The organism is Streptomyces sp. YPW6 (assembly GCF_018866325.1).
In the GTDB taxonomy this organism is placed as follows: Bacteria; Actinomycetota; Actinomycetes; order Streptomycetales; family Streptomycetaceae; genus Streptomyces.
The window spans coordinates 5,953,232-5,978,574 of sequence record NZ_CP076457.1; the positions used below are offsets into that span (position 1 = coordinate 5,953,232).

Consider the following 25,343-nt stretch of genomic DNA (forward strand, 5'->3'; position numbering starts at 1 on the left):
TGGCTGGCGGCGTGACGAACCCGGCGGGGCCGCGCGCTGCGATGACGGTGCGGTGCGGGGGAGTGCTACAGCCGGTCCGGCTCGCGTACGACGAGCCGCAGCTCCTCGTCGCGACGGCGTCCGATGCAGATGGCCGCGTGGAAGTCGGCCGGCACCCTGACGAAGTCGTAGAGCCAGTGGTCGGGCCGGTCGGCCAGCGAGGGCTTGAGCCTCAGCTCCGGGGTGCGGCCGTCGGGGAAGAGGAAGGAGATGTCCTTCAACGGCAGGGACATGCCCTGACCGCGCGCTTTGGCGTACGCCTCCTTGAAGACCCACACGTCCAGGAACCGGCTCTTCCAGGCGCGGGCGGGCAGGCTGCGCAGTTCCTCGATCTCGGGTTCTGACATGACCTGGTGGATCAGGTCCGGGAGGGAGATCGGGGCGTCGCGCTTCTCCACGTCCACCCCGATGGGGCGCCCCCTGGTGACGCCGAGCATGCACATCCCCCGCGAGTGCGAGAGGTTGAAGTCGAGGTCGACACCGAGCCGGTGGTGCACGGCGGGCTTCCCGAACGCGTTGAACTCGAATTCCCACGCGGACGGCTCGATGTCGGCGTACTGGGACAGGCAGCGGCGCAGCAGCGACCGCGCCAGCACGAACTGGGCCCGGTCGTGCTGGAAGTGGAACTGGTCGGCCCGGTCGCGCTCCTGGGCGGAGAGGACCGGCTCGTGCTCGCGCAGGCCGCTGGGCTCGCCGTCCGGTCCGTCGCAGGACGCGATCCACAGGTGGACGTCGGTCACGCCCAGCGTGGCGTGGGGTTCCCTGGTCATGGTCCCTCGGTGCTCTCCGGACTGCGGTGTGCACGCGGCTCCCGCCCCGAAGGGGGTGGCCGGGCGGTGGACGGGGGCGTCTCCGGGACGCTGCGCCCCGGAGACGCCTCGACGGGTTACCGCGGGCGCGTGCTCAGGAGGCGGACGCCTTGCTCCGGTGCTCCTCGAAGACGTCGAAGACGCCCTCGATCTTGCGGGAGATGACGCCGTACAGCTCCTCCATGCGCGCCAGCCGCTCCAGCCGCTCGGAGGGCTGGTCCTTGAGGACCTCGAGCCCGTGGACCACGGCGGCGTGGAACTCGGGAATCCGGCGGAAGGAGTGCTCCACGGCGTTGGGCCACGCACTGTCGTTGAGCGTGATGTAGTAGTCGTCCGTACCCGGAATCTCCTCGCGGGTGTACACGCCCGGCGGGGTCAGCAGGTCGGCGATCCAGTCCACCGGCTCGCGCGGGATGTCCAGGGTCGTGGCGATGTCGTCGGCGCTCTGCTTCGCGGGGTAGTTGATGATCATCCACCCGATGACGTAGCCGCGCTCCCACTCCATCCCGTCGGTGATGTGGTAGTGCTCGGCGATCTTGTGGACGAAGCTCTTCTCGGCCTCGGTGAGGGTCGAGCGCTCGGAAATGGCGCCCTCTGCTTTTTCTGTCATGCCCTCAAGTATTGGCTTCCGGAATTCTCGGTCAAGTATTTGATCGAACGCTTGTGTCGATTCCGGATGAGTGTCGTTTGTTGTTTCTCTTACCTCAAGTACCTTGCTGAACAGGGAATATGCGGAACGTGCGGCGGCCCTTACATTCCCCTGTCATTCCGTTTTACCTTCTCCTGGTCGTGGCCTGTCGCAATCGTGGTGTCCCGCTCCCGCATTCTTGTCCTCCGGAAAACGCGGAGCTCCGGCGTCGGGACGCGGGAGTGCGGGAGGCCGGTCGTCGGCGCCCGCCACCGGGTCAGGCGGAGACGCGCGCGGCCTGCGCGCCGGCCTCGGCCAGGCCGTGGTTCCGCAGCCGCAGGGCTCTCCGGTTGAGCGCCATGAACGGCTGTATCAGCCCGTCGACGAAGATCAGGAAGCACAGCGTGCCGACGCCGACGGGTCCTCCGAGGACGTATCCGAACCCCAGGAGCACCGCCTCCGTGCCGCCCTTGGCGGCCCAGAACGGCCACCTCCAGCGCTGGGTCATGGAGATCGCGACCAGGTCCATGGCGCGGATGCCGATGCCGCTCATGATGATCAGGGCCGAGCCGTACGCGCACAGCGGGACCGCGGCCGCCAGTGAGGGGGTGCCGCCGATCCATGAAAGGTCGGTCAGGAGCAGCAGGTCGATCAGGCTGCCGCACAGGAGGAACGTGACGAACGGGGCGATGACCGGGCGGCGCCGGTTCCAGGCGGACCAGATCGCGATGCAGACCGCGGCGATCCCGGCCTGGGCGATGCCGATGGTGATCGGGATGTGGCGCTGGAGGCCGAGGGCGAGGACGTCGAGGGGGTCCGTGCCGAGGTCGGAGTGGATGAACAGGGTCGCCCCGGAGGAGAAGACGGCGCAGCCGGCCAGGTACATGCCGAGGCGCGCGGCCAGGTCGCCGGGCGGCAGTGCGGTGACGAGTGCGGGCAGTCGAGGCATGGCGATCCTTTGGTCGGGAGCTGGTGATCCGCTGCGCTCGCCCTCACCCTACGAATGCCCATGTAAGCCGTTTATCAGGGCAATTGAAGAGGGATCTGCAGAAAAGGTAAGGGGCGCGTCACGTGCCGCGAGGGTCGCGGAGGGGTGCCCGGCCGCTTGAGGGATCGGTCTGTTCTCAATGTTCGGTGTATCCTGAACAAATGGAACAGAATGCACAGGGTAGGACCGCGGTTACGGAGGAAGAGCTGGCCTTCGTCGAGGACGCCGCCATCAGCCTTGAACGGCAAGGGCTGTTCCGCATGGCCGGCCGGGTCCTCGCCTGGCTGTTGATCTGCGATCCGCCGGAGCAGACCGCGGGTGATCTCGTCGAGGTGCTCCAGGCCAGCAAGGGCTCGGTGAGCGCCGCCACGCGCTTCCTCGTGCCGAGCGGCATGGTCGAGAGGATCTCCCGTCCCGGGGAGCGCAGGGACTACTACCGCATCAAGGAAGGCGTGTGGCCGACGCTCGCCAAGAGCCAGTCGGACCACTACCAGTCGTTCGTCGACATCACCGAACAGGGCCTGCGGATCCTGGAGGACGCCCCGGCGCGGCGCAAGGAGCGGCTGCAGACGATGCACGACTTCTACACGTGGCTGGCCAAGGAGATGCCGATGCTCTGGAAGCGCTGGGAAGCGGAGCAGGGTACCCAGGAGGGGACCCGCGGCGCCTGAGCGCCGCGGCGCACGAGGTCAGCCCGAGGCGGGCCGGGACCTCGCTGTGACCCGGTGCAGCGGGACGAAGGGCCTGGCCGCCTCCGACGCCTCGGCCGCACAGAGGAACCCGCGGTCGCGCGCCGCGGCGTCCAGCGCCCCCGGCCCGTCCGCCTGCCAGATCTCCCCGAGATGGTCCTGGACCGCCTCCGCGGACAGCCGCCGCGGTGTGCGGTCGTCCTGTGCGCACATCACCCGCTCGTGGAGACCGGCCGCCGCGGCCACCGCGTCGGCGCTCGCCCGCCACGCCTCGTCGCCGCCGCGCAGCTCCTCCGGTACGTCGTCGAAGGGCGCCGTGCCCGGAGCGCTGCGGAAGGAGCGCACCAGCAGGGTGAGCAGACGCTGTTCGGCACTGCCCTCACGTCGTTCCCGGGGCGTCAGCCAGTACGACCATGCCTCCGCCGGCAGCGCCTCGCGGGTGATCCCCCGTTCGCGGGCCACCGCCAGCACCGCGTGCGCGAGGCCGCGGCCCCGGGCCCCGAGGCGGGGCCCGGCGATGCGGGTCAGCGCGAACCTGCGGTAGCGGACCGGGAAGTCCGGCGCGTACAACTGCTGGAACCGCAGGACGTCCTCCTCCGGCACCGTGCCGTGGCGACCCGGGACCGCGGGGCGAAAGGCCCGGCGCCAGCGCTCCAGTCGCACCGTGCGCGGCACCAGCCAGGCGGGCAGGGCCTCCAGGGAGGAAGCGGGACGGCCGGCCGCCGCGTGCGCCAGGGCGGCGAGCGCGTCCCGCCGCACCGGATCGGACAGCTCCGGCCGGCGCCGGGCGAACTCCCGCAGCGCGCGGGCCGCCGGGGTCACGGTGGTGTGCGGCCCCCGCGCGGTACGGCCGAGGGAGGCCCAGGTGCGCTCGGTGCGGGGCAGCGCCCGCGCCGATTCCAGCAGCGCCTCCCCTTCCGCCGCCCGCAGGACGTTCGCGGCGACCGCGTTGGTGATCGTCCAGCTCAGGCCGGCCAGCGCGAGGCCCGGCTGCCGGTCGTCCCCCGGCGCGGGGGCGCCCGAAGCCACCTCGTCGTCGGATTCCAGGGCCCCTCGGGCGCACATGCGGAAGACGACTCCCACGCCCTCCATCCCGTACGGCCCCAGCTCCGCCGCCCGCAGGGCCCCCGCCCCGGAGGCGCCGATGACGCGTGTGCCGCGGGCCAGTACGTCGAGGATCTCTTCATGGCGCACCGGAGCGCCCGGGTGGAGCACCCCGTCGATGATCACCACGGTGTCGCCCGGTCCGGTGCGCAGGGTGAGCAGATCACCGTGCCGCACCGGCCGGTGGACGACGGCGTGGGGTGTCACCCGCCGCACGCCGTCCGGCGTCAGCGCGGGTCCGACGTACACGTGGAGCGTCACGATGCCGCCCCGGGGGCAGGGGCCCGCACCGCGGCGTGCCGCGTCACGTCCCCGTCCGCGAGCCCCGTGGCGACGACCTTGACGATGCTGAACGCGCTCTCGGTGCTGAGGTCGACGACCATCGGTGGCCGGCCGGTCAGCTCCCGCACGCGGCCGGCCAGCCAGCGCATCTCCTCCGTGTCCTCGGCGAACTCCCGCGACGGGCCGGCCACTTCCCGCCAGGGCACGTGCTCCGCCCCTTGGACCGGCACGTGGTCCGCTCCCGGACTCCCCGGCGTGGACGGCGGGACGGCGGGATCGTCCCGGACCCCCGTGATCGCGGTGAGGCGGCTCTGCACGGCTCCGCTGACGGCCCGGCTCAGTGCGACGGCGGGAGAACTGTGGACACCCGATCCGACGGCCGGGCCGGGAAAGTCCTCGGACCGGATGTCCGCCACGAAACACGGCAGACCCCAGCGGTTGGGCACCTCCGTGATCCCGGTCCACGCGCCCGCCCCGGTGATCCTGCCGAGGGTTGCGCGGCAGACCGGGTCGTCGACGGTGGACGGATCGACGCGCCGTCCGGGGGGCGCGGCCGCCGGGGCGGCCGACGCCGTGCAGTGCCGTCCGGCGGTCGTGGCCACCGGGCCGGCCGGCGCCGTGCAGTCCCGCTCGATCAGCTCGTACAGGGCGTGTGTCACCGCCTCGCCGTAACTGTTCCCGCCGGCCAGGCCGTGGGGCGAGCTGTGCAGGAGCGGCGGCTGCCAGCCGTCCGAGACCTGATGGTCGATGGTCACGTACGGCCGCGGCACCCAGGTCGCCGCCCCGCTCACGGCGTCCGCGGCGGCCACCCAGTCCAGGGGCGTCCGCTCGCTGAGCAGACTTCCCGCGCGCTGCCGCAGATCACGGACGTCGTAGGGGAGGCCGAGCTCGCCCGCGGGTGTCCCCGTGATGCCGGGGACCGGGCACGCGTACTCGGCATGCCACAGCTCCACGGACTCCATGACGGCCGAGATCCGGGCGAGGAGAGGCGATGAGCCCGCGCCGGGGGAGACGGGGAGGGTTCGGGCGGCCGGGCGCACGGCCATGGCCACCGGCACGCCCAAGGAGTCCAGCCCGGTCGCGTCCGCGACCCGGGTGACGCCGAACGCGGCGCGCAGTCCGTCGATGATCGCCCAGGTCTCCTCCGGGCGCCGGACACGATGTGTGCCGTCGAGATGGATCTTCTTCACGCGCCCCTCCTTCTGTTCCGTGACGTGCTGACAAGCATCGACGGCACGGCCGAAGCATGCGGACAGACGGCGGTGAGCCCCGGTGCATCACACCGGCAAACTTCTGTCACGGCGCCGTCGCGGGGGCGTCAGGAGAACCTCAGGGAACCGGCAGCGAGGGCCTCTTGACGTGCCGTCGGCGCAAGTGGGGCGGTCGGCGGCGGGGGTGTGCCGGAGGGTCTGGCCGGGAGGGGCTGCCGCCCGTCCCCCGGGGCACGGGCGGCCGGTGCCGTCCTTCGGTCCGGTGGTGAGGGCGCCGCTGCGGCGCACCGCGCGGGCCAGCAGCGCACTGATGACGACGCCCGCCGGGACGGACACCGCGAAGCCGATCCAACGGGCTTCGGACCAGAGGCTGTTGAGGCAGGCGATCCCGACGAGGCAGCCCGCCCACACCAGGCCGCCCAGTGCCGACCAGCGCAGGTAGGCCCCTCGGCGTTCCGGTGCGTCCGCGAGTACGAGCCCGAGCATCGTCCGCCCTCCGGGCACGAAGCGCGCCGCCAGCGTCGTCCGGCCCAGCCTTCCGGTCAGGGCGTCCCGCAGCTGCTCCGCGGCGGCGGCCGTTCTCATGTGGCGTGCCGGTCGCGTACCGCTCCGGCCGGACCGGAACCGCACGGCGGACAGCAGTGCCAGGTCGCCGAGGAAGGAGGCGGAGGCGACGGCGAGGGCCAGGGCCAGGGCGGCCGGTCCGTGACCGAGGGAGAACGAGGCGGCCGCGAGCACCAGGCTGCCGCTGGGCAGGACCGGCACCAGCGCGTCGCCCGCCACCGCCACCAGCGCGACGACGACGATGAGCTCCGGCTGGAGGAGTAAGCCGGCCACTTCGATCTGCATGACCTGACCGTATCGAACGTTCAGGCATTTGTGAATATAGCGAAGTGGCAGTCGGCGTCCCCCTCACCTCCCGATCCACCCGGCCATCCCGGGCGCCCGCCGCGCCGCCCTCTCCGGCCCCGGGGACGCCCGCAGCGCCCGGCGTGCTCAGATCTCGCCGAGCGTGACCTCCGCCGTCCTGCTGTCGCCGTCCCGGGTGTAGGTCACGGTCACCTTCTCGCCCGGCTTCTCGCCCGCCAGCGCCTCGGAGAGCGAGGTGATCGTGGTGACCTCGGACTCCCCGACCTTCGTGATGGTGTCCCCGGGGCGCAGCCCCGCATCGGCCGCCGCGCCGCCCCGCTCCACGCTGACCAGAGCCACCCCGGCCGGACGGTAGTTGTCGTCCACGACCGTGCGGCCGGTGATGTTCAGCGCGGCCCGGCCGGAATCGGTGACCCTGCCGTCCTTGATGATCTGGTCGGCGACCGTCCTCACCATCGAGACCGGGATCGCGAAGCCGATGCCGGGCGCCGCGCTGTCGCCCATCTGCGGGTCGGTCGCGGCCAGGGTCGGGATGCCGATCACCTGGCTGTCGAGGTTCACCAGCGCACCGCCGCTGTTGCCCGGGTTGATCGCCGCGGACGTCTGCACCATGTTGGCGATCGTCGCGCCCGTGCCGCCGCCCGACCGGCTCTCGCTCACCGTCCGGCCGAGCGCGGAGACGATGCCCTGGGTGACGCTGCTGGACAGGCCGAGCGGCGAGCCCATCGCCAGGACGATCTGCCCGACCTCGACCTTCTCCGCGTCGCCGAACTCCGCGGCCCGCAGCCCGTCCGGAACCTCGTCGAGCTTGATCACCGCCAGATCCTGCTCCGGGTAGGAGGAGACCAGCGACGCGTTCAGCACCGCCTCCCCGGTGGCGACGCTGACCTTGAACTTCTTCTCGTCGCCGACCACGTGGGCGTTGGTGACGATGTGCCCCTTGTCGTCGTAGACGATCCCGGAACCGAGCCCTTCCGAGGCGTCGATCTGCACCACCGACGGCAGCACGTCGTTGATGACGTCCTGGTAGGCGTTCTCCAGATCCTCGGGGGCGCGCTTCACCGCACCCTGCGCCGTACCCGACGCACTGGCCTCTGGGGCCGGTGCGGCCGGGGTCGTGCCGGAGCAGCCGCCCGCCAGGGCGATGGCGCAGACGGCGGCGGACAGGGGAAGCTGCAGCCTGCGCGCCCGGCTGCGGGAGGGGGATGCGTCCATATCCCGGAGTCTGGGGTCAGCCCCGTCCGGGTGCCCGTACTGATGGGCCGAACGAGCCCGCCGGCCTCCGGCCCGCCGCGCACCCCGCACAGCTGCGGGCCCGCGGTCAGCCGCGGACCCCGCACAGATGCAGCAGCGCCGCCACACCCCGGTACGGGTCGGTCCGCCCGGCCCGGTCCTCCAGAGTCAGGACCCGCTCCAGCTCCTCGGCCGGCAGCTCCACGTCGTCGCCGACGCTGTCCGTGAAGACCCGCACCCCGTACCAGGCGTGCAGCGGCGCGGCGATCCCGGCGAGCGTGGCGCGCAGGGCGTCGAGCCGGTCGGCCCGCACGGTGAGGCCGAGGTGGTCGGTGTACGCGGGGGTGTCGAAGGCGGCCAGGGCCGCGCCGAAGTCACCGGCGAGCCCCGGGCGCATCGCGAGTGCGTCGGCGTTCCGTACGAGCAGGGAGAGCAGGCCGCCCGGCGCCAGCATCCGGGCCAGCCCGGCCAGCATCGGGTCCGGCTCCTCGACGTACATCAGGACGCCGTGGCACAGCACCACGTCGAAGCTGCCGGGCAGGAAGTGCACGCCGGTGTCCCGGCCGTCGCCCTCGATCAGCCTGACCCGCTCCCGGATGCCCTCCGGCTCGCTCGCCAGGGACGCCCGCGCCGAGACCAGCATCTCCGCGTCCGACTCCAGACCGGTCACCGAGTGACCGGCCCGCGCCAGGCGCAGCGCCTGGGCGCCCCGGCCCGTGCCGACGTCCAGGACGCGCAGGCGCCGGCCCACCGGGAACCGCCCGGCTATCTGCTCGTCCAGCTGCCGGGCGACCAGCTCCTGGCGGACCGTGTCGCGGACGCCGCCGGAACCCGCCGGCCACGCCGAGGAGACCCCGGTGAAGCCGGAGGAATCCGTGCTCAGGGCCGCTCTCCGCGCTTGACCTGCGGCTTCGGCAGCCGCAGTCGGCGCATCTGGAGCGTGCGCATCAGGCCGTACGCCACGGCTCCGCGCTTCGGCGTGTCCGGGAAGCGCTCGCGCAGCTGCTTCTTCAGGCGGATCGACAGACCGATCGAGTCGATCACGATCAGGATGATCACGGCGAGCCACAGCAGCAGCGAGATGCTCTGGATGTTCTGCACCTGGATCACGCTGAGGATCAGGATGATCACGGCGAGCGGCAGGAACCACTCGGCGATGCAGAAGCGCGAGTCCACGTAGTCGCGGACGAAGCGCCGTACCGGACCCTTGTCGCGGACCGGGAGGTAGCGCTCGTCGCCCGACGCGAGCGCCTCACGCTGGCGGGCCAGGTCGGCGCGGCGCGCTTCGCGCTGGCGCTTCATGGCCGCCTTGCGGTCGGCGGGCGCCGCGGACGCGGCACGACGCCGCTGCGTCTGGGCCTCGCTGCGCTTGGGGGTGGGGCGACCCTTGGGAGCCTGCGGGTCGCGGGGCTGCTGGGAGAGGTCCGCCGTCACCTTGTCGGTGGGGGCCTTCTCTGTCTTGGCACGGCTACGGAACACAAAACCCAAGGGTACGGGGTCGGCGCGCGGACCCGGTGATCCGGGCGGGCACGATCCGGCAACGGCCGGGGCGCCCACCGGGGCCCCGACCGGCCGGTACGGGCGTTTACCGCCGGTTCCGGCATCCGTCACGGGACGGTCCCCGGGCCCCACCTACACCCTGGGCGGGAGCGTTCACCGGGCGCAGTCGTCCTTGGGGAGGAGCACATCCGCGTCCGAACAGTGCGGTAATGGATGCAGGGCCCGTACTGTGGGTTCTATCGGGAGTGCTGGAGCTCAGGTCGTCAGAAGGGGGCGCGCGAAGCCCATGAGCGGTGTCATGAAGCGTATGGGGATGATCTTCCGCGCGAAGGCAAACAAGGCCCTTGACCGGGCCGAGGATCCGCGCGAGACCCTCGATTACTCGTACCAGAAGCAGCTGGAGCTGCTTCAGAAGGTGCGCCGCGGCGTCGCCGACGTGGCGACGTCCCGCAAGCGCCTGGAACTGCAGCTGAACCAGCTCCAGGGCCAGTCGTCCAAGCTGGAGGACCAGGGCCGCAAGGCGCTGGCGCTGGGCCGCGAGGACCTGGCGCGCGAGGCCCTGTCACGGCGCGCCGCCCTCCAGCAGCAGGTCACCGACCTGGAGACGCAGCACACCACGCTCCAGGGCGAGGAGGAGAAGCTCACCCTCGCGGCGCAGCGCCTGCAGGCGAAGGTCGACGCCTTCCGCACGAAGAAGGAGACCATCAAGGCCACCTACACGGCGGCCCAGGCCCAGACCCGGATCGGCGAGGCCTTCTCCGGCATCTCCGAGGAGATGGGTGACGTCGGCCTCGCGATCCAGCGGGCCGAGGACAAGACGCAGCAGCTCCAGGCGCGGGCCGGCGCCATCGACGAGCTGCTCGCCTCCGGCGCCCTGGACGACCCGACCGGCACGGCGAAGGACGACATCGCCGCCGAGCTGGACCGGATCTCCGGCGGCAGCGACGTGGAGCTGGAGCTGCAGCGCATGAAGGCCGAGCTGGCCGGGGGCTCCTCGTCCTCGCAGCAGGCCATCGAGGGCGGCGCCCAGGACGGTTCCCAGCAGTCGCAGCAGTCGTCCCCGCACAAGTTCGACAAGCAGTGAGGGCAGCGTCATGATCGTACGGATCATGGGGGAGGGCCAGGTCGAGCTGGCCGACAGTCACGTCGTCGAGCTGAACGAACTCGACGATCTCCTGCTCAAGGAGATGGAGAGCGGCGACGGCCCCGGCTTCCGCACGACTCTCCACGCACTCCTGGACAAGGTGCGCGAGCTCGGTACGCCGCTGCCGGACGACTCCCTGGAGCCGTCCGAGCTGATCCTGCCGGCGCCCGACGCCACGCTCGAAGACGTCACCGCCATGCTCAGCGACGACGGGCTCATCCCGAACTGATCCACGGGACGCCCACCAGCACCCGGCACCTCCCTGCCCCGCGACCGGTCCGCCGGCCGCGGGGCAGCGGTGCTCCGGGACCCCCGGAGGCCCGGCCCGTGTCCCCGCGGCCGGCGGACCGGTCCGCCCCGCCGGTCGCTGCCTGTCGCCGCCTGTCCTGCCCGTCGTCGCCTGTCTCGCACGTCCTCGCCAGTCCCGCCTGTCCCCACATGTGCCGCCGGTCGCCGCCTGTCCCGCCCGTCCTCGCCTGTTCCCGTCCCGGCCTGCCCGCGCCGGGGTCCCCGCCGGTTCCTGTCGGGGAAGGCTCATGGCGCCGCGGGCCGGCCGCGTACCGTTGCTGGACGTGACCACCCTCTCGTCCGGCTTCGCGCGCGCCCGCCGCTGGCTCCGGGACCATCCGCTCGCGTTCGACGCGACGCTGGCGTTCTGCACCCTCGTCGCGATGATCTGCGGCTCGTTCACCGCCCCGGGCGACGGTCACGGCCCTCCCGCCTTCGGGGCCCGTACCCCCGAGCCGTTCAGCGTGTTCCTGATGACGCTCGCCGCCGCGGCCCTCGTCCTGCGCCGCCGCCGCCCGATGCAGGTCCTCGCCGTCACCGCCGCGCTCGCGGCCGTCGAGTACGTCCTGATGGACCCGCCCGCCCCGGTGGTCATGAGCACCGTCATCGCCCTCTACACCGTCGCCTCGCGCACGGACCGCCCCACCACCTGGCGGGTCGGGCTGCTGACCATGGGAGGGCTCACCGCGGCCGCCATGGTCTTCGGCGCGACCCCCTGGTACAGCCAGGAGAACTTCGGCGTCTTCGCCTGGACCGGCCTGGCCTCCGCCGCCGGGGACGCCGTCCGCAGCAGGCGCGCGTTCGTCGACGCCATCCGGGAGCGGGCCGAGCGGGCCGAGCGCACCCGGGAGGAGGAGGCCCGCCGCCGGGTCGCCGAGGAGCGCCTGCGCATCGCCCGGGACCTCCACGACGTCGTCGCCCACCACATCGCCCTGGTCAACGTCCAGGCCGGGGTCGCCGCCCACGTCATGGACAAGCGCCCGGACCAGGCCAAGGAGGCGCTCGCCCATGTCCGCGACGCCAGCCGCTCCGCCCTCAACGAACTCCGGGTCACCGTCGGCCTCCTGCGCCAGCAGGGCGACCCCGAGGCACCGACCGAACCGGCCCCCGGCCTCGCCGTCCTGGGCGAACTGGTCGCCACCTTCCGCAACGCCGGACTCCCCGTCGAGGTGGCCTGCGCCGACCGCGACCGGCTGCCCGCCGCCGTCGACCTCGCCGCCTACCGGGTCATCCAGGAGGCCCTGACCAACGTCCGCAAGCACGCGGGCACCGGGGCCAGGGCCGAGGTGAGCGTCGTACGGGTGGGCGCCACCGCCGAGGTCACCGTGCTCGACAACGGCCGGGGGAGCACCGGCCCCGGTACCGGGCCGCACGCCGGAGCCGGACCGGCCGGCGCCGGACAGGGCGACGACGGTCCCGCCGGCGGCGGCCACGGCCTGGTCGGCATGCGGGAACGCGTCTCCGCCCTCGGCGGGACCCTCAGCGCGGGGCCCAGGTACGGCGGCGGGTTCCGCGTCCATGCGATCCTTCCGGTCGAGGCCCGCACGGGTGAACCGGAGCGGCCGGGCACAGCGGGCGGGACGGGGCTCCGACGATGACCCAGCCGACGCCGACGCCGACGCCGACGCCGACGCCGACGCCCGACGCGCGGGAAGCGCCGATCAGGGTGCTGCTCGCCGACGACCAGGCGTTGCTGCGCAGCGCGTTCCGGGTGCTGGTGGACTCCGAGCCGGACATGGAGGTGGTCGGCGAGGCCGCCGACGGGGCCCAGGCCGTCGAGCTGGCCCGCGCTACGCGCGCCGACGTGGTGCTCATGGACATCCGGATGCCGGGCACCGACGGGCTCGCCGCCACCCGCATGATCAGCGCCGAACCGGAGCTGTCCGCGGTGCGGGTGGTCATGCTCACCACCTTCGAGGTCGACGAGTACGTGGTCCAGTCGCTGCGCGCCGGAGCCTCCGGATTCCTCGGCAAGGGCGCGGAGCCGGACGAACTCCTCAACGCCATCCGGATCGCCGCGGCCGGCGAGGCGCTGCTCTCCCCGGCGGCCACCAAGGGGCTCATCGCCACGTTCCTGGCCCAGGGCGGCAGTTCGCGGGAGGGGCCGGACGGCGCGGAGTACGCGGAGCGGCTGGCGGCGCTCACCGGCCGCGAACGCGAGGTGCTGGTCCAGGTCGCGGGCGGCCATCCCAACGACCGGATCGCCGAGCGGCTGGAGGTCAGCCCGCTCACCGTCAAGACCCATGTGAACCGGGCGATGGCGAAACTGGGCGCCCGCGACCGGGCGCAACTGGTCGTCATCGCCTACGAATCGGGCCTGGTGCGTCCCCGCGCGGACTGATCCGGGGGCGGCACGGTGTACGGCGGTGTACTCCACCTGCGGTATGCGCGGCAGGAGAAAGCAGCCCGGCGGGCGACGCTTCGGCGGGGCCGGGCGGACATCGTAGGACTGGGCTGGAGGGGTGGTCCCCGATGTGCTCCCCTCCCCGCCCTCTGCCGCGTACGCCACAGAAGAGAGACCCACCCATGTCCTGGCTGTCCAGATTCAGCCTCGCGCAAAGGGCCCTGATCGGGCTGATCTCGATCGTCGCGCTGGTCTTCGGCGCGATAGCGATCCCGCAGCTCAAGCAGCAGCTGCTGCCGACCATCGAACTGCCGATGGTCTCGGTACTGGCGCCCTACCAGGGGGCGTCTCCCGATGTGGTCGAGAAGCAGGTCGTCGAACCGCTGGAGAACTCCCTCAAGGCCGTCGACGGCGTCGAGTCCGTCACCTCCACCGCCAGCGAGGGCAACGCCCTCGTCATGGCGACCTTCGACTTCGGCGACGCGGGCACCAAGCAGCTCGTGGCGGACATCCAGCAGGCGGTGAACCGGGCCCGCGCCCAGCTGCCCTCCGATGTCGACCCGCAGGTCATCGCCGGTTCCACGGACGACATCCCGACCGTCGTCCTCGCCGTCACCTCCGACAAGGACCAGCAGACGCTGGCCGGCCAGCTCGACCGCACGGTCGTCCCGGCGCTCCAGGACATCGACGGCGTCGGCCAGGTCACCGTGGACGGCGTCCAGGACCTCCAGGTCTCCGTCGTCCCCGACGACAGGAAGCTCGCCGCGGCCGGTCTGAACACGGGCACGCTCGCCCAGGCCCTCCGGTCGGGCGGTGCCACCGTGCCGGCCGGTTCCTTCTCCGAGTCCGGCAAGAGCCGCACCATCCAGGTCGGCGGCGCCTACACCTCCCTGCGGCAGATCGAGGACCTCCGGATCGTCGCCCAGGACCCGGCGGGCGGCGCGGACGAGCCGGGCAAGCCGGTGCGCCTCGGTGACGTGGCCGAGGTGAAGCAGGAGCCGTCCACGGCGGTCTCCATCACCCGCACCAACGGCAAGCCGAGCCTCGCGGTGATGGTGACGATGGACAACGACGGCAGCGCCGTCGCCATCTCGGACGCCGTCAAGGACAAGCTCCCCGACCTCCGCAGGGACCTCGGCGCGGGCGCCGAACTGACGGTCGTCTCCGACCAGGGCCCCGCGGTCTCCAAGTCGATCTCGGGTCTGACCACGGAGGGCGCGCTCGGCCTGGTCTTCGCGGTCGTCGTGATCCTGGTGTTCCTCGCCTCGATCCGCTCGACGCTGGTCACCGCGGTCTCCATCCCGCTCTCGATCGTCCTCGCGCTGATCGTGCTCTGGACCCGCGACCTGTCGCTCAACATGCTCACCCTCGGCGCGCTCACCATCGCCATCGGCCGGGTCGTCGACGACTCGATCGTGGTCCTGGAGAACATCAAGCGTCACCTCGGCTACGGCGAGGAGCGCCACGCGGCGATCATCAACGCGGTCAAGGAGGTCGCCGGGGCGGTCACCTCCGCGACCCTCACCACCGTCGCGGTCTTCCTGCCCATCGGCCTGGTCGGCGGCATGGTCGGCCAGCTCTTCGGCTCGTTCTCGCTGACCGTCACCGCCGCGCTGCTGGCCTCCCTGCTGGTCTCGCTCACCGTGGTGCCGGTCCTGTCGTACTGGTTCCTGCGCGCGCCCAAGGGCACCCCCGAGGACGCGGCGGAGGCCCGGCGGCTGGCCGAGGAGAAGGAGGCGGCCAGCAGGCTCCAGCGGATCTACGTCCCGGTCCTGCGCTTCGCGACCCGCCGCCGGATCACCAGCCTCGTCATCGCCGTCGCCGTGCTCCTGGGCACCTTCGGCATGGTCCCGCTGCTGAAGACGAACTTCTTCGACCCCGGCGAGCAGGAGGTCCTGACCGTCAAGCAGGAACTCGCCCCCGGCACCAGCCTGGAAGCCGCCGACGAGGCAGCCCGCAAGGTCGAGAAGGTCCTGGCCGAGGACCAGGGCGTCAAGGACTACCAGGTCACCGTCGGCTCCTCCGGCTTCATGGCCGCCTTCGGCGGCGGCACCGGCTCCAACCAGGCCTCCTACCAGGTCACCCTGAAGGACGCCGCGGACTCCGAGGACGCCCGGGACCGCATCGACGAGGCCCTCGGCAAGCTCGACGGCATCGGCGACACCAGCATCGCCGCGGGCGACGGCTTCGGCTCCCAGGACCTGAGCGTGGTGGTCAAGGCCGCCGACGCCGACGTCCTGAAGAAGGCCTCCGATGCCGTGCGCGACGAGGTCGCCACCATCGAGGACGTCACCGACGTCCAGAACGACCTGGCACAGAGCGTCCCGCGCATCTCCGTCACGGCCAACGACAAGGCGGCCGCCGCCGGATTCGACTCCGCGGCCCTGGGCGGGATCGTCGCCGGAGCCGTACGCGGCACGCCCGCCGGCTCCGCGACGCTGGACGACACCGAGCGCGACATCGTCATCCGGTCCGCCGAGCCCGCCGCCACCCTGGCCGAGCTGAAGGCCCTGCCGCTCGGCCCGGTCGAGCTCGGCGACATCGCCGACGTGAAGGTCGTCCCCGGCCCGGTCTCGATGACCCGGATCGACGGACAGCGCTCCGCGACGATCACCGCCCGGCCCGTCGGCGACAACACCGGCGCGGTCAGCACCGATCTCGCCGCGAAGATCGACGCCCTGGACCTGCCGGAGGGCGCCACCGCCACCATCGGCGGTGTCACCGAGGACCAGGACGAGGCCTTCGCCCAGCTCGGCCTCGCCATGCTGGCGGCCATCGCGATCGTCTTCATGCTGCTGGTGGCCACCTTCCGGTCGCTCGTCCAGCCGCTGATCCTGCTGGTCTCCGTCCCGTTCGCGGCGACCGGGGCACTGGCCCTCCTGCTCGTCACGGGCACCCCGCTGGGCGTCCCCGCGATGATCGGCATGCTGATGCTCATCGGCATCGTCGTCACCAACGCGATCGTGCTGATCGACCTGATCAACCAGTACCGGGCCCAGGGCCTCGGGATCATGGAAGCGGTCATCGAGGGCGGCCGCCACCGCTTCCGCCCGATCGTCATGACGGCGCTGGCGACCATCTTCGCCCTGCTCCCGATGGCGCTCGGCGTGACCGGCGAGGGCGGCTTCATCTCGCAGCCGCTGGGCGTCGTGGTGATCGGCGGTCTGATCAGCTCCACGCTGCTGACCCTGCTGCTCGTGCCGACGCTGTACGCGATGGTCGAGCTGCGCAAGGAGCGCCGCGCCGAGAAGAAGGCCGCCAGGCGCGCGGCCAGGGCGGGCGTCGGGGAGCAGACCGAGCCGGAGGAGGCGGAGGAGACCGAGCCCGCGCGGACCTGACCCGCGGGGGAAACCGAAGGAGGGGGCTGTGCCACGCGCATGTGGCACAGCCCCCTCCGCGTACGGCGGGTCCCGGGAGCTCTCAGGCGTCCCCGCCCAGCGCCCGGACGATCCGGTGCCCCATCTCCTTGCGCTGCCCGGGGAGCCGGGCGCTCAGGGCGGCCGTCTCGCGCACCAGCCGGTGCCGGGTTTCCTCCGGGGCCCTGTGCAGGAGCGCGGCGAGATCGTCCGGTTCGAAGCCCTCGGTGGCCCCCGCGAGGACCAGGGCCACCTGGGCGTGGGTCAGCGAGGAGAGCCGGTCGCCGAAGACCTGCCCCTCGATGCCCCCGCCGTGCATCAGCGCGACGCCGTCCCCGGCCTCCAGCGCCCGTTCCACGTACCTCTGGAGGGCCGCGCGGTCCTCGACGAGACGGTAGGCGGCGTCGAGCCCCTCGGTGCGGCCGATGTCGAGCAGCGCGACATGGGCCAGCGGGGTGTCCTCGGGCGGCCGGACGGTCAGGAGGCGCGGGTGCTCCTCCAGATGGGCCCGCGACTCCTTCCAGTCCGCGCACTCCAGCCACTGCGCCAGCTGCTCCTGGAGGATCAGCGGATCGTAGGCGGCGGTCACCCCGTGGACGAGGACGGCCTCGCGGAGCAGGGCGTGCCGCCGCGCACCACGCGGGTGCACGATGGCCAGCTCCTCCAGCGCCACCGCCGCCTGCGCGCTCCCGAGGACCTCGGCGTTCCGCGACCAGAAGTCGCGGGACCGGGGCCAGTTCGGCGCGAACACCCACGCGCCGACGGTGTCCAGAGCCTCCCGGGACAGCGCGAGCCAGTCCGGCACGGGCGTGAACGTCTCCTCCTCCCACGCCGTGTGCACCGCCGCCGTATCGCCGTGGCCGCGCAGCGCCTGCCGCGCCCGTACGGTCACGGCGTCCGGCCCGCCGGCCCGCTCCGCTTCCTCGTCGAGCCGGTTCACCAGCTCGGCCATCCCGGTCGCGGGCCAGGGGGCGGGGCAGCGCAGCAGGAACGCGCTCCGTTCCACGGCGAGGCGCCGGGCGACCGCCGGACCGGCCTCGGCGAGATCCCTGACGCTCTCGTCGAACTCCCCGATCGCCGACGCGTGTTCGCCGGTACGGGCGAGGACCCGGGCCAGGTCGTCCAGGGCGGCGACGAGAGCGGAGACCCGAGGGGCGTCCGGGGCGCTGCCGGGGGTCTCCAGCGCCAGGGACCGTTGAAGGACCACCGCCTCCCGGAATGCCTCCACCGCCCCCTCGTCGTCGCCGCTCCGCTCCAGGTGCGTGCCGAGCGCCCGGAGGGCGCGGGCCAGCTCGGGCAGCAGGTCCTCCCCCTGTTCGCGCAGCAGCCCGACGGCCTCCCGCGCCGGGGTCAGGGCCTCCTCCGGCCCACCGGTGACGGCCGGACTCGCGGCGAGGGTGCCCAGCGCGGCGGCGAGGGCGGCCCCGAAGGCTTCGGGGCGCTCCGCCGCCAGCTCCCGGTACAGGGCGACGGCGTCCTGGGCGACCCGGCGGCCCGCCGGGTCGCCGGCCCGGGTGAGATGAGCGGCGAGACCGTCGAGCGCGGTGGCCAGCTCGGGCCGGAAGGCGCCCGGCTGCCGCGCGGCGAGCGTGCGGAAGGCGCCACGCGCCTCCTCGCCCGCGTCGACTGCCCCGGAGACGTCGCTCACGGCCGCGCGGTGGTGGCCGAGGGCGTGGACGGCCGAGGCGAGCCGGGGCAGGAAGGCGTCGGGATCCTCCTCGGCCGGCCCGCGCAGGAGCCCGACCGCCTCCTGCGCACAGGGCACGGCGTCCACGGCCTGCCCGGCGTCCGCCAGCCGCTCGGCGCAGGTCAGGAGGTACGCCGCGAGCGCCGGGACGGACGTGCCCGGCCGCTTCTCCTCGACCAGTTCGCGCTGGAGCCGCACGGCCTGCTGTGCGAACGCCACGGCGGCCGCCGGGTCCCCGGTGTCGGCGACGCGGTCACCCAGGGCGCCCATGGCCATGGCCAGTTCCGCCTGGTGGTCGCCGGGGCGCTTCGTGCCCAGCTCGGCGTAGATCCGGGCGGCCTCCTTCGCCGGGGCCAGGGCGCCGCTGCGGTCCCCGGCGGCGGCGCGCAGACCGGAGAGCCGGTGCAGGGCCCCGGCGAGCGCGGGCAGCCCGGCGGCGGGGTCCCGCTCGGCCTCGCTCCGCCGGTCCCGTACGTCTGCCTCCGCCCGCGTCAACGCGTCGGTGGGGTATTCCTCCGCACGCGGCGGCCTCGCGTCGGCGGTGTCCGCCCTCGTCTCCTCGCCCGCACCCGTCCCACGGTCCTCGTGGTTCATGCCCGCGCCACCGTCCTCGCCGTATCCACCCGCGCGAACATTCGCTGCGGTGCGTAGCAGCGTAGTTACGCACTGGTGTCGTCGGCTGCCGTATGGAAGAACCGGCCGGACCGGGGGCGTATCCCGGCCACGGCCCCGGGGCACGCGAAAGCCCCGGTACGCCGCGGCCTGCGGCATACCGGGGCTCCCGGCGGGGAACGGCGTCCGTTACGGCAGCGCCAGCATCCGCTCCAGGGCGAGCTTGGCGTACTTCTCCGTCTCCGGGTCGACCTCGATCCGGTTGACCAGCTTGCCGTCGGCCAGCGACTCCAGGGTCCAGACCAGGTGGGGCAGGTCGATCCGGTTCATCGTCGAGCAGAAGCAGACCGTCTTGTCGAGGAAGACGATCTCCTTGTCCTCGTCGGCGAAACGGTTCGCCAGGCGGCGTACCAGATTCAGCTCCGTACCGATGGCCCACTTCGAGCCGCGCGGGGCCGCCTCCAGGGCCTTGATGATGTACTCCGTCGAGCCCACGTAGTCCGCGGCGGCGACGACCTCGTGCTTGCACTCCGGGTGGACCAGCACGTTGACCCCGGGTATCCGGGCGCGGACGTCCTCGACCGACTCGACCGAGAAGCGGCCGTGCACCGAGCAGTGGCCGCGCCACAGGATCATCTTCGCGTCCCGCAGCTGCTCGGCGGTGAGGCCGCCGTTCGGCTTGTGCGGGTTGTAGACGACGCAGTCCTCCAGGCTCATCCCCATGTCCCGCACGGCCGTGTTGCGGCCCAGGTGCTGATCGGGGAGGAAGAGGACCTTCTCGCCCTGCTCGAAGGCCCACTCCAGGGCGCGCTTCGCGTTCGACGAGGTGCAGATCGTGCCGCCGTGCCGGCCCGTGAAGGCCTTGATGTCGGCGGAGGAGTTCATGTACGAGACGGGTACCACCCGGTCGGCGACCCCGGCCTCCGTCAGCACGTCCCAGCACTCGGCGACCTGCTCGGCGGTGGCCATGTCGGCCATCGAGCAGCCGGCCGCCAGGTCGGGCAGCACGACCGCCTGGGCGTCGGTGGTGAGGATGTCGGCGGACTCGGCCATGAAGTGCACACCGCAGAAGACGATGTACTCCGCCTCCGGGCGCGCGGCCGCGTCGCGGGCCAGCTTGAACGAGTCACCGGTGACGTCGGCGAACTGGATGACCTCGTCGCGCTGGTAGTGGTGGCCGAGGACGAACACCCTGTCCCCGAGCCTCTCCTTCGCGGCGCGGGCGCGCTCCACCAGGTCCGGGTCGGACGGGGAGGGCAGGTCGCCGGGGCACTCGACGCCGCGCTCGCTCCTCGGGTCGGCCTCGCGGCCGAGCAGCAGCAGCGCGAGGGGTGTGGGAGTTACGTCCAGGGGCTGGGCCGTGGTCACGTCACGCACCCTTTCTTCTCTGCGTTCTGCTCTGCGGCTTCGGTGAACGCGCCTTTTCGTCTATTTGACGCTATCTATGATAGCCGCTTCGTGTCACTTTGACGATGCCGATAGCGTCGATGTGACGCATCCCCCGGGCGAGCGGGTGTGCGAGCATGAAAAGGAACAGACACGCGCTTGGCCCGGAATGATTCCGGGGCTGAGACGGTTGAACCGTCGGCAAGCAGTCCGTACAACCCGGGAGAGAAGCAGATGTCCGTATCGGACGAGACCACCACCGTGAGCGACGGCATCCTCCTGTCCGACGCCGCCGCGGCCAAGGTCAAGGCCCTGCTGGAGCAGGAAGGCCGCGAGGACCTGGCACTGCGCGTCGCCGTGCAGCCCGGCGGTTGCTCGGGCCTGCGCTACCAGCTCTTCTTCGACGAGCGCTCGCTCGACGGCGATGTGGTGAAGGACTTCGACGGTGTCAAGGTCGTCACCGACCGGATGAGCGCCCCGTACCTGGGCGGCGCCTCCATCGACTTCGTCGACACCATCGAGAAGCAGGGCTTCACGATCGACAACCCGAACGCCACCGGCTCCTGCGCCTGCGGCGACTCGTTCAGCTGAGCGCTGCGCGCACGGCACCCGAAGGCGGCCCCGGGAGCGGTTCCCGGGGCCGCCTTCATGCGTGGGTGCCGCGCTTACGTCCGCGTCAGCCGCGCGGCACCGCGCCGCCCGAGGCCGCGTCGATCACCGTGCGGTCGCCCAGCGGCTTCTCCAGCGTCACCGTCCGGGTCAGCTCCTTGGCGATCATGATGCAGGCCTTCTTGCCCTCCTGCGGCTTCTCCGTCACCGTGATCCGCACCTGGCCCGCGCTCTCCTTCGCACTCGCCGTGTACGTACTGCACACACCGCCCCAGAAGGTCACCTCAAGGGTCCGCCCGTCCGCGCCGTACGAGGTCACCTTCCGGTCCCCGGAGGGCGTCGTCGGCGCGTCCGGCGTCTCGATGAACTCCGGGTCCACCGCCACCTGCGTGACCGTGTTCTCCGGTCCGCCCGGCGCCTGGCGGACCGTGAAGAGCCAGGACGGCACCAGCGTCTGCCGGCCGTCCACGTAGTGCAGCGCGAGACCGAACACCGCGTCCTCGACCGTCTGGACCACCGGCGCCCGCTTGCCGTTCGACGGCACGCACTGCGGATCGGTGGGAGGCTTCGGCTCGCCCTCCAGCGGTACGGGAGTGGCACAGCCGCCGATGTCCCGGCCGCCGTCGCCCCGGGCCCGGCTCGCCTCGTTCAGCTGCTTCAGCGCCTCGTCCGCACCGACCGCCGGGTAGGTGGCGCCCTTCTCCAGCGCCTTCAGGTGCCCGCTGCCGCCGGTCACCTCGCCGTCCGGGCCCACCTGGATCCCGGTGGACCAGCCGTACGTCGGGAGCCCGTCGACCTCCGGGTCGGCGTTCACCACGCGGACGTCGCCCAGAAGCTGGCCCGCGTTCAGGGCCGCGTCGTCCTGGCCGGCCGCCTTGAGGACCGGGGCCGCGGCCGCCTTCGCCGCCTTCTCGCTCACCGGGCCGCCGCCGGGCTCGGCGGTGTCGTTCGCGCACATCTTCCCCGGCTCGCAGGGCTCGGACGGGGTGGTGCGGCTGAACGTCCAGGTGCCCGGGGCCTGCTTGGCCACCTTGAGGAGGGCGCCGGGGCCGTCGTCGTCGCCGACCACCCAGGAGGTGCCCTCGGTGCGGGGCGTGCCCGGGATGCCCAGCGCCTTCGCCAGCCGGGCGACATCGGCCGACGCCACCGTGCCCTTCGCCTGGTGGACCGCCGCCTCGTCCGGCCCGTCGGGGAGTTCGCCCGCGGCCCGGTAGATCACGGGCGGGCCGCTCGGGTCCGGTTCCCCGGGGGCGATGCCCGCGGGCGGGGAGTCCGAGGCGGAGGACGTGCCACCGGGGCTGTCCGCCGGGGCGTCCAGGGCCAGCAGGGGGGCCGGCTTCTTCGCCGCCGCGGCGCCCTCGGCCCCGCCGCCGCCGCCGGAGGCGGTCGAGGCCCAGTACGCCCCGCCGGCCCCGGCCAGCAGCACGGCCGCGGCCACCGAGGCCACCGCGAGCGGCGTACGCCGCCGCCGGGGGCCGGTCACGTCGTTGTCGGGTCGCTCGGTGCTCACCGGATCGCTCCTTCGACTGCGTTGCCGTCGCGGCGCCTGCCGCGTGTCCCCGGGCGGGGACACCGGTGGGACGGAGCCGAGGAGCCTACGGTTCCACCGGCGGGCGGAACCGGGGCGCGAGAACCGCATGATCCGCGCCGGGACCGGCGCGGAAAGGCCGAAAGGCGACGCCTTCCGGCACGCCCCCGCCGGTCTTGGCCGGTCCTCAGTCCCCGTACTCGGACATCGCGTCGATCAGCCGTGCCGACGAGGGCGGGACGCTCACCCCGCTGATCAGGGACGGCTTGACCGGGACCGGGGCGCTCTTCACCGGCGCCCTCCAGTGCGGAGCCATCCGCGCGCAGTCACCGCGCAGTGCGGCCAGGCTCGATTCCGACTCGGGCAGTGCGGTGTGCTTCGACATATCCGCACCGTAACCACGGTCGCACTCAGGTAGAAAGCCCTACTATCGGGTAGTTTTCCCTTTTCCTGGAGGTCGGGTCACCCGGTAGCGTGAACTGTCACGTCGTCCCGGAGGGCGCACTCACGGCCCTTCGCCTTCCGCAGGAGCAGTCTCCCCGTGCGTATTGCAGTCACCGGCTCGATCGCCACCGATCACCTCATGACCTTCCCCGGCCGCTTCGCCGACCAGCTGGTCGCGGATCAGCTGCACACGGTCTCCCTCTCCTTCCTGGTCGACAACCTCGATGTGCGCCGCGGCGGTGTCGCCGCCAACATCTGCTTCGGGATGGGCCTGCTCGGCACCCGCCCGATCCTGGTCGGCGCCGCCGGGGCCGACTTCGACGAGTACCGCGCCTGGCTCGACCGGCACGGCGTCGAGACCGGCTCGGTCCGGATCTCCGAGGTCCTGCACACCGCCCGCTTCGTCTGCACCACCGACGCCGACCACAACCAGATCGGCTCCTTCTACACCGGCGCGATGAGCGAGGCCCGCCTCATCGAGCTCCAGAGCGTCGCCGACCGCGTCGGCGGCCTCGACCTCGTCTCCATCGGCGCCGACGACCCCGAGGCGATGCTCCGCCACACCGAGGAGTGCCGCTCCCGGAACATCCCGTTCGCGGCCGACTTCTCGCAGCAGATCGCGCGGATGGACGGCGAGGAGATCCGCATCCTCCTCGACGGCGCCACCTACCTCTTCTCCAACGAGTACGAGAAGGGGCTCATCGAGTCCAAGACCGGCTGGAGCGACGAGGAGATCCTCTCCAAGGTCGGCCACCGCGTCACCACCCTCGGCGCCCGCGGTGTCCGGATCGAGCGGGCCGGCGAGCCCGTCATCGAGGTCGGCTGCCCCGAGGAGGACACCAAGGCGGACCCCACCGGCGTCGGCGACGCCTTCCGTGCGGGCTTCCTCTCCGGCCTCGCCTGGGGCGTCGGCCTGGAGCGCGCCGCCCAGGTCGGCTGCATGCTCGCCACCCTGGTCATCGAGACGGTCGGCACCCAGGAGTACACCCTGCGCCGCACCCACTTCATGGACCGCTTCACCAAGGCGTACGGCCACGAGGCCGCCGCCGAGGTCCAGCAGCACCTGGCCTGATCAGCAGCACCTGGCCTGATCAGGAGAGCCGGCGGACCACGTAGGCCGAACCCCGGTCCGCCGGCTCCTCGCCCACGTACTCCTGGCCCCGCATCTCGCACCAGGCCGGAATGTCCAGGCGTGCCGCCTCGTCGTCGGCGAGCACCGTCACCATGGCGCCCACCGCTACCTCTCCGATCACCTTTGCGAGTTCGATCACCGGGACCGGGCAGCGGCGGCCCAGCGCGTCGACCACCAGCGAGGCGGCCGGAGCGGGGGAGGAGGGCGCGGACACCGGCGCCCCCAGCCGCTCCCGCACCTCCGCGACCACCCCGGGCAGCACCTCCAGGAAGCGGTCCACGTCCGCCCCGGCCGTGCCCGGCGGCAGCGACACCCGGACGTTCCCCTCCGAGAGCACCCCCATCGCCTTCAGCACATGGCTCGGTGTCAGCGTGCTGCTCGTGCAGGACGAACCGGACGATACGGAGAATTCTCTCCGGTCCAGCTCGTGCAGCAGGGTCTCCCCGTCGACATAGAGACAGGAGAAGGTGACCAGATGCGGCAGCCGCCGCACCGGATCGCCCACCACCTCCACATCGGGCACCCGCTCGGCCACCACACCGCGGATCCGGTCCACCAGGGCCCGCAGCCGTGCCGCCTCCGCCGCCGCGCCGTCGCGCACCGCGCGCAGCGAGGCCGCCGCCGCCACGATCGCCGGCAGGTTCTCGAACCCCGGAGCCCGCCCCGACTCCCGCTCCCCGGCCGGGCCCTGCGGCGAGAAGCGCGTCCCCTTGCGGACCGCGAGCAGCCCGACCCCGGCCGGCCCGCCCCATTTGTGCGCACTCGCCGTCAGCAGCGACCAGCCCGCCGGGACCGGCCCCCAGCCGAGCGACTGCGCCGCGTCCACCAGCAGCGGCACCCCGGCATCGGCGCAGAGCGAGGCGACCTCCGCCACCGGCTGCTCGGTGCCCACCTCGTGGTTGGCCGACTGGAGGCAGGCCAGCGCGGTGTCCGCTCGCAGTGCCGCGGCGTACGCCGCCGGGTCCACCGCCCCGAAGCGGTCCACCGGGACCTCGGTGGACGAACCGCCCGCCGACGCGTGGGCCGCCGCCGAATGGAGCACCGACGAGTGTTCGACCGCCGAGAGGGCCAGATGACGGCCGACACGCCGACGCCCCGAAAGAGCCCCGGCAATTCCGGCGTGCACCGCCGTCGTCCCGGACGAGGTGAAGACCAGCTCGTCGGGTCGGCATCCGACGGCCTCCGCGGCCGCCTCCCGGGCCGCGTCCAGGAGCAGCCTGGCCCGCCGCCCCTCCCGGTACAGGCGGGCGGGATCGGCCCAGCCCTCGTCGAGCGCGGCAAGCAGCGCCTGGCGTGCGACGGGGTGCAGGGGGGCGGCGGAGGCGGCATCGAAGTAGGGCACCCCGCCACGCTAGCCCGCACCCGGCCCCACCTCGCCGGGGGCCGCTCCTCCCGGGCGGACGAGTGGGCGTCAGATGAGGTCCGGAGGCCCGCATTCCACCCCAAGGGGGTGTCGGGCG

At 72.7% G+C, this 25,343-nt stretch carries 22 protein-coding genes; 8 read left to right on the forward strand and 14 right to left on the reverse strand.

The genetic code is table 11. The features are described from left to right. Nucleotides 1–65: 65 nt before the first annotated feature. The 3 genes from KME66_RS26060 to KME66_RS26070 all read right to left on the reverse strand — a co-directional run bounded on the left by KME66_RS26060 (nt 66) and on the right by KME66_RS26070 (nt 2,425). On the reverse strand, nt 66–809 hold the full coding sequence (locus KME66_RS26060; RefSeq protein WP_216326597.1) for a 4'-phosphopantetheinyl transferase superfamily protein: 744 nt from the start codon (nt 807–809) through the stop codon (nt 66–68). Between the two features lie 133 nt (nt 810–942). Then, a complete protein-coding gene (locus KME66_RS26065; protein ID WP_216326599.1) occupies nt 943–1,458 on the reverse strand; it encodes a hypothetical protein in 516 nt (171 codons plus the stop codon). A gap of 295 nt (nt 1,459–1,753) precedes the next feature. After that, nucleotides 1,754–2,425 carry a YitT family protein gene (locus KME66_RS26070; RefSeq protein ID WP_216326601.1) on the reverse strand — a complete coding sequence of 224 codons (672 nt, stop codon included), beginning with the start codon at nt 2,423–2,425 and terminating at the stop codon, nt 1,754–1,756. 200 nt (nt 2,426–2,625) lie between these two features. Here KME66_RS26070 and KME66_RS26075 point away from each other — a divergent pair, with 200 nt between their 5' ends. Next, nucleotides 2,626–3,135 carry a GbsR/MarR family transcriptional regulator gene (locus KME66_RS26075; RefSeq protein ID WP_216326603.1) on the forward strand — a complete coding sequence of 170 codons (510 nt, stop codon included), beginning with the start codon at nt 2,626–2,628 and terminating at the stop codon, nt 3,133–3,135. An 18-nt stretch (nt 3,136–3,153) separates the two neighbouring features. Here the strand turns inward: KME66_RS26075 and KME66_RS26080 are convergent, their stop codons facing one another. The 6 genes from KME66_RS26080 to KME66_RS26105 form a co-directional block, all read right to left on the reverse strand. Continuing rightward, complete coding sequence (locus tag KME66_RS26080) at nt 3,154–4,518, reverse strand: TfuA-like protein (RefSeq protein WP_216326608.1); 1,365 nt, start codon at nt 4,516–4,518, stop codon at nt 3,154–3,156. Further along, nucleotides 4,515–5,729: a YcaO-like family protein gene (locus KME66_RS26085; RefSeq protein WP_216326611.1), complete on the reverse strand. Its 1,215-nt coding sequence runs from the start codon at nt 5,727–5,729 to the stop codon at nt 4,515–4,517. The genes KME66_RS26080 and KME66_RS26085 overlap by 4 nt, the downstream gene beginning before the upstream one ends. A gap of 87 nt (nt 5,730–5,816) precedes the next feature. Next, a complete protein-coding gene (locus KME66_RS26090; RefSeq protein WP_216326613.1) occupies nt 5,817–6,599 on the reverse strand; it encodes a DedA family protein in 783 nt (260 codons plus the stop codon). Between the two features lie 147 nt (nt 6,600–6,746). Then, the gene (locus tag KME66_RS26095) at nt 6,747–7,835 is read right to left on the reverse strand and encodes a trypsin-like peptidase domain-containing protein (RefSeq protein ID WP_216326616.1); all 1,089 of its coding nucleotides are present in this window, start codon (nt 7,833–7,835) and stop codon (nt 6,747–6,749) included. A 106-nt stretch (nt 7,836–7,941) separates the two neighbouring features. Beyond that, nucleotides 7,942–8,649, reverse strand: coding sequence for a methyltransferase domain-containing protein (locus tag KME66_RS26100; protein ID WP_216329636.1), 708 nt, complete (start codon nt 8,647–8,649; stop codon nt 7,942–7,944). An 83-nt stretch (nt 8,650–8,732) separates the two neighbouring features. After that, nucleotides 8,733–9,332: a DUF3043 domain-containing protein gene (locus KME66_RS26105; RefSeq protein ID WP_073218060.1), complete on the reverse strand. Its 600-nt coding sequence runs from the start codon at nt 9,330–9,332 to the stop codon at nt 8,733–8,735. Between the two features lie 319 nt (nt 9,333–9,651). Here KME66_RS26105 and KME66_RS26110 point away from each other — a divergent pair, with 319 nt between their 5' ends. From KME66_RS26110 to KME66_RS26130, 5 genes are all read left to right on the forward strand, one after another. Then, entirely contained in the window at nt 9,652–10,437 is a 786-nt protein-coding gene (locus KME66_RS26110) for a PspA/IM30 family protein (RefSeq protein WP_024263376.1), read from the forward strand. A gap of 10 nt (nt 10,438–10,447) precedes the next feature. Further along, complete coding sequence (locus KME66_RS26115; RefSeq protein WP_073218057.1) at nt 10,448–10,726, forward strand: hypothetical protein; 279 nt, start codon at nt 10,448–10,450, stop codon at nt 10,724–10,726. Between the two features lie 343 nt (nt 10,727–11,069). Further along, a complete protein-coding gene (locus KME66_RS26120; protein ID WP_216326619.1) occupies nt 11,070–12,383 on the forward strand; it encodes a sensor histidine kinase in 1,314 nt (437 codons plus the stop codon). Further along, the gene (locus KME66_RS26125; protein WP_216326622.1) at nt 12,380–13,126 is read left to right on the forward strand and encodes a response regulator transcription factor; all 747 of its coding nucleotides are present in this window, start codon (nt 12,380–12,382) and stop codon (nt 13,124–13,126) included. Before KME66_RS26120 ends, KME66_RS26125 begins: the two co-directional genes overlap by 4 nt. Before the next feature lie 185 nt (nt 13,127–13,311). Beyond that, on the forward strand, nt 13,312–16,467 hold the full coding sequence (locus tag KME66_RS26130) for an efflux RND transporter permease subunit (RefSeq protein WP_216326625.1): 3,156 nt from the start codon (nt 13,312–13,314) through the stop codon (nt 16,465–16,467). A gap of 82 nt (nt 16,468–16,549) precedes the next feature. Here the strand turns inward: KME66_RS26130 and KME66_RS26135 are convergent, their stop codons facing one another. Both KME66_RS26135 and nadA read right to left on the reverse strand, forming a co-directional pair. After that, nucleotides 16,550–18,766 (reverse strand): tetratricopeptide repeat protein, encoded by a 2,217-nt coding sequence (locus tag KME66_RS26135; protein WP_216326628.1) that lies wholly within the window; start codon nt 18,764–18,766, stop codon nt 16,550–16,552. A 207-nt stretch (nt 18,767–18,973) separates the two neighbouring features. After that, nucleotides 18,974–20,152 carry a quinolinate synthase NadA gene (gene nadA / locus KME66_RS26140; protein ID WP_073218045.1) on the reverse strand — a complete coding sequence of 393 codons (1,179 nt, stop codon included), beginning with the start codon at nt 20,150–20,152 and terminating at the stop codon, nt 18,974–18,976. Nucleotides 20,153–20,404: 252 nt separating this feature from the next. Between nadA and KME66_RS26145 the strand changes: the two genes are divergently transcribed. After that, nucleotides 20,405–20,761 carry an iron-sulfur cluster assembly accessory protein gene (locus KME66_RS26145; RefSeq protein ID WP_006123927.1) on the forward strand — a complete coding sequence of 119 codons (357 nt, stop codon included), beginning with the start codon at nt 20,405–20,407 and terminating at the stop codon, nt 20,759–20,761. A gap of 85 nt (nt 20,762–20,846) precedes the next feature. On the opposite strand, the gene KME66_RS26150 is transcribed toward KME66_RS26145, so the two are convergent. Together KME66_RS26150 and KME66_RS26155 are read right to left on the reverse strand one after the other, a co-directional pair. Next, nucleotides 20,847–22,289: a hypothetical protein gene (locus KME66_RS26150; RefSeq protein ID WP_216326631.1), complete on the reverse strand. Its 1,443-nt coding sequence runs from the start codon at nt 22,287–22,289 to the stop codon at nt 20,847–20,849. A gap of 205 nt (nt 22,290–22,494) precedes the next feature. Then, nucleotides 22,495–22,692, reverse strand: coding sequence for a hypothetical protein (locus KME66_RS26155; protein WP_216326634.1), 198 nt, complete (start codon nt 22,690–22,692; stop codon nt 22,495–22,497). Nucleotides 22,693–22,848: 156 nt separating this feature from the next. Here KME66_RS26155 and KME66_RS26160 point away from each other — a divergent pair, with 156 nt between their 5' ends. Further along, the gene (locus KME66_RS26160; protein ID WP_073218034.1) at nt 22,849–23,823 is read left to right on the forward strand and encodes a carbohydrate kinase family protein; all 975 of its coding nucleotides are present in this window, start codon (nt 22,849–22,851) and stop codon (nt 23,821–23,823) included. A gap of 19 nt (nt 23,824–23,842) precedes the next feature. Here the strand turns inward: KME66_RS26160 and KME66_RS26165 are convergent, their stop codons facing one another. Then, complete coding sequence (locus tag KME66_RS26165; RefSeq protein ID WP_216326636.1) at nt 23,843–25,225, reverse strand: cysteine desulfurase/sulfurtransferase TusA family protein; 1,383 nt, start codon at nt 25,223–25,225, stop codon at nt 23,843–23,845. Between the last annotated feature and the right edge of the window lie 118 nt (nt 25,226–25,343).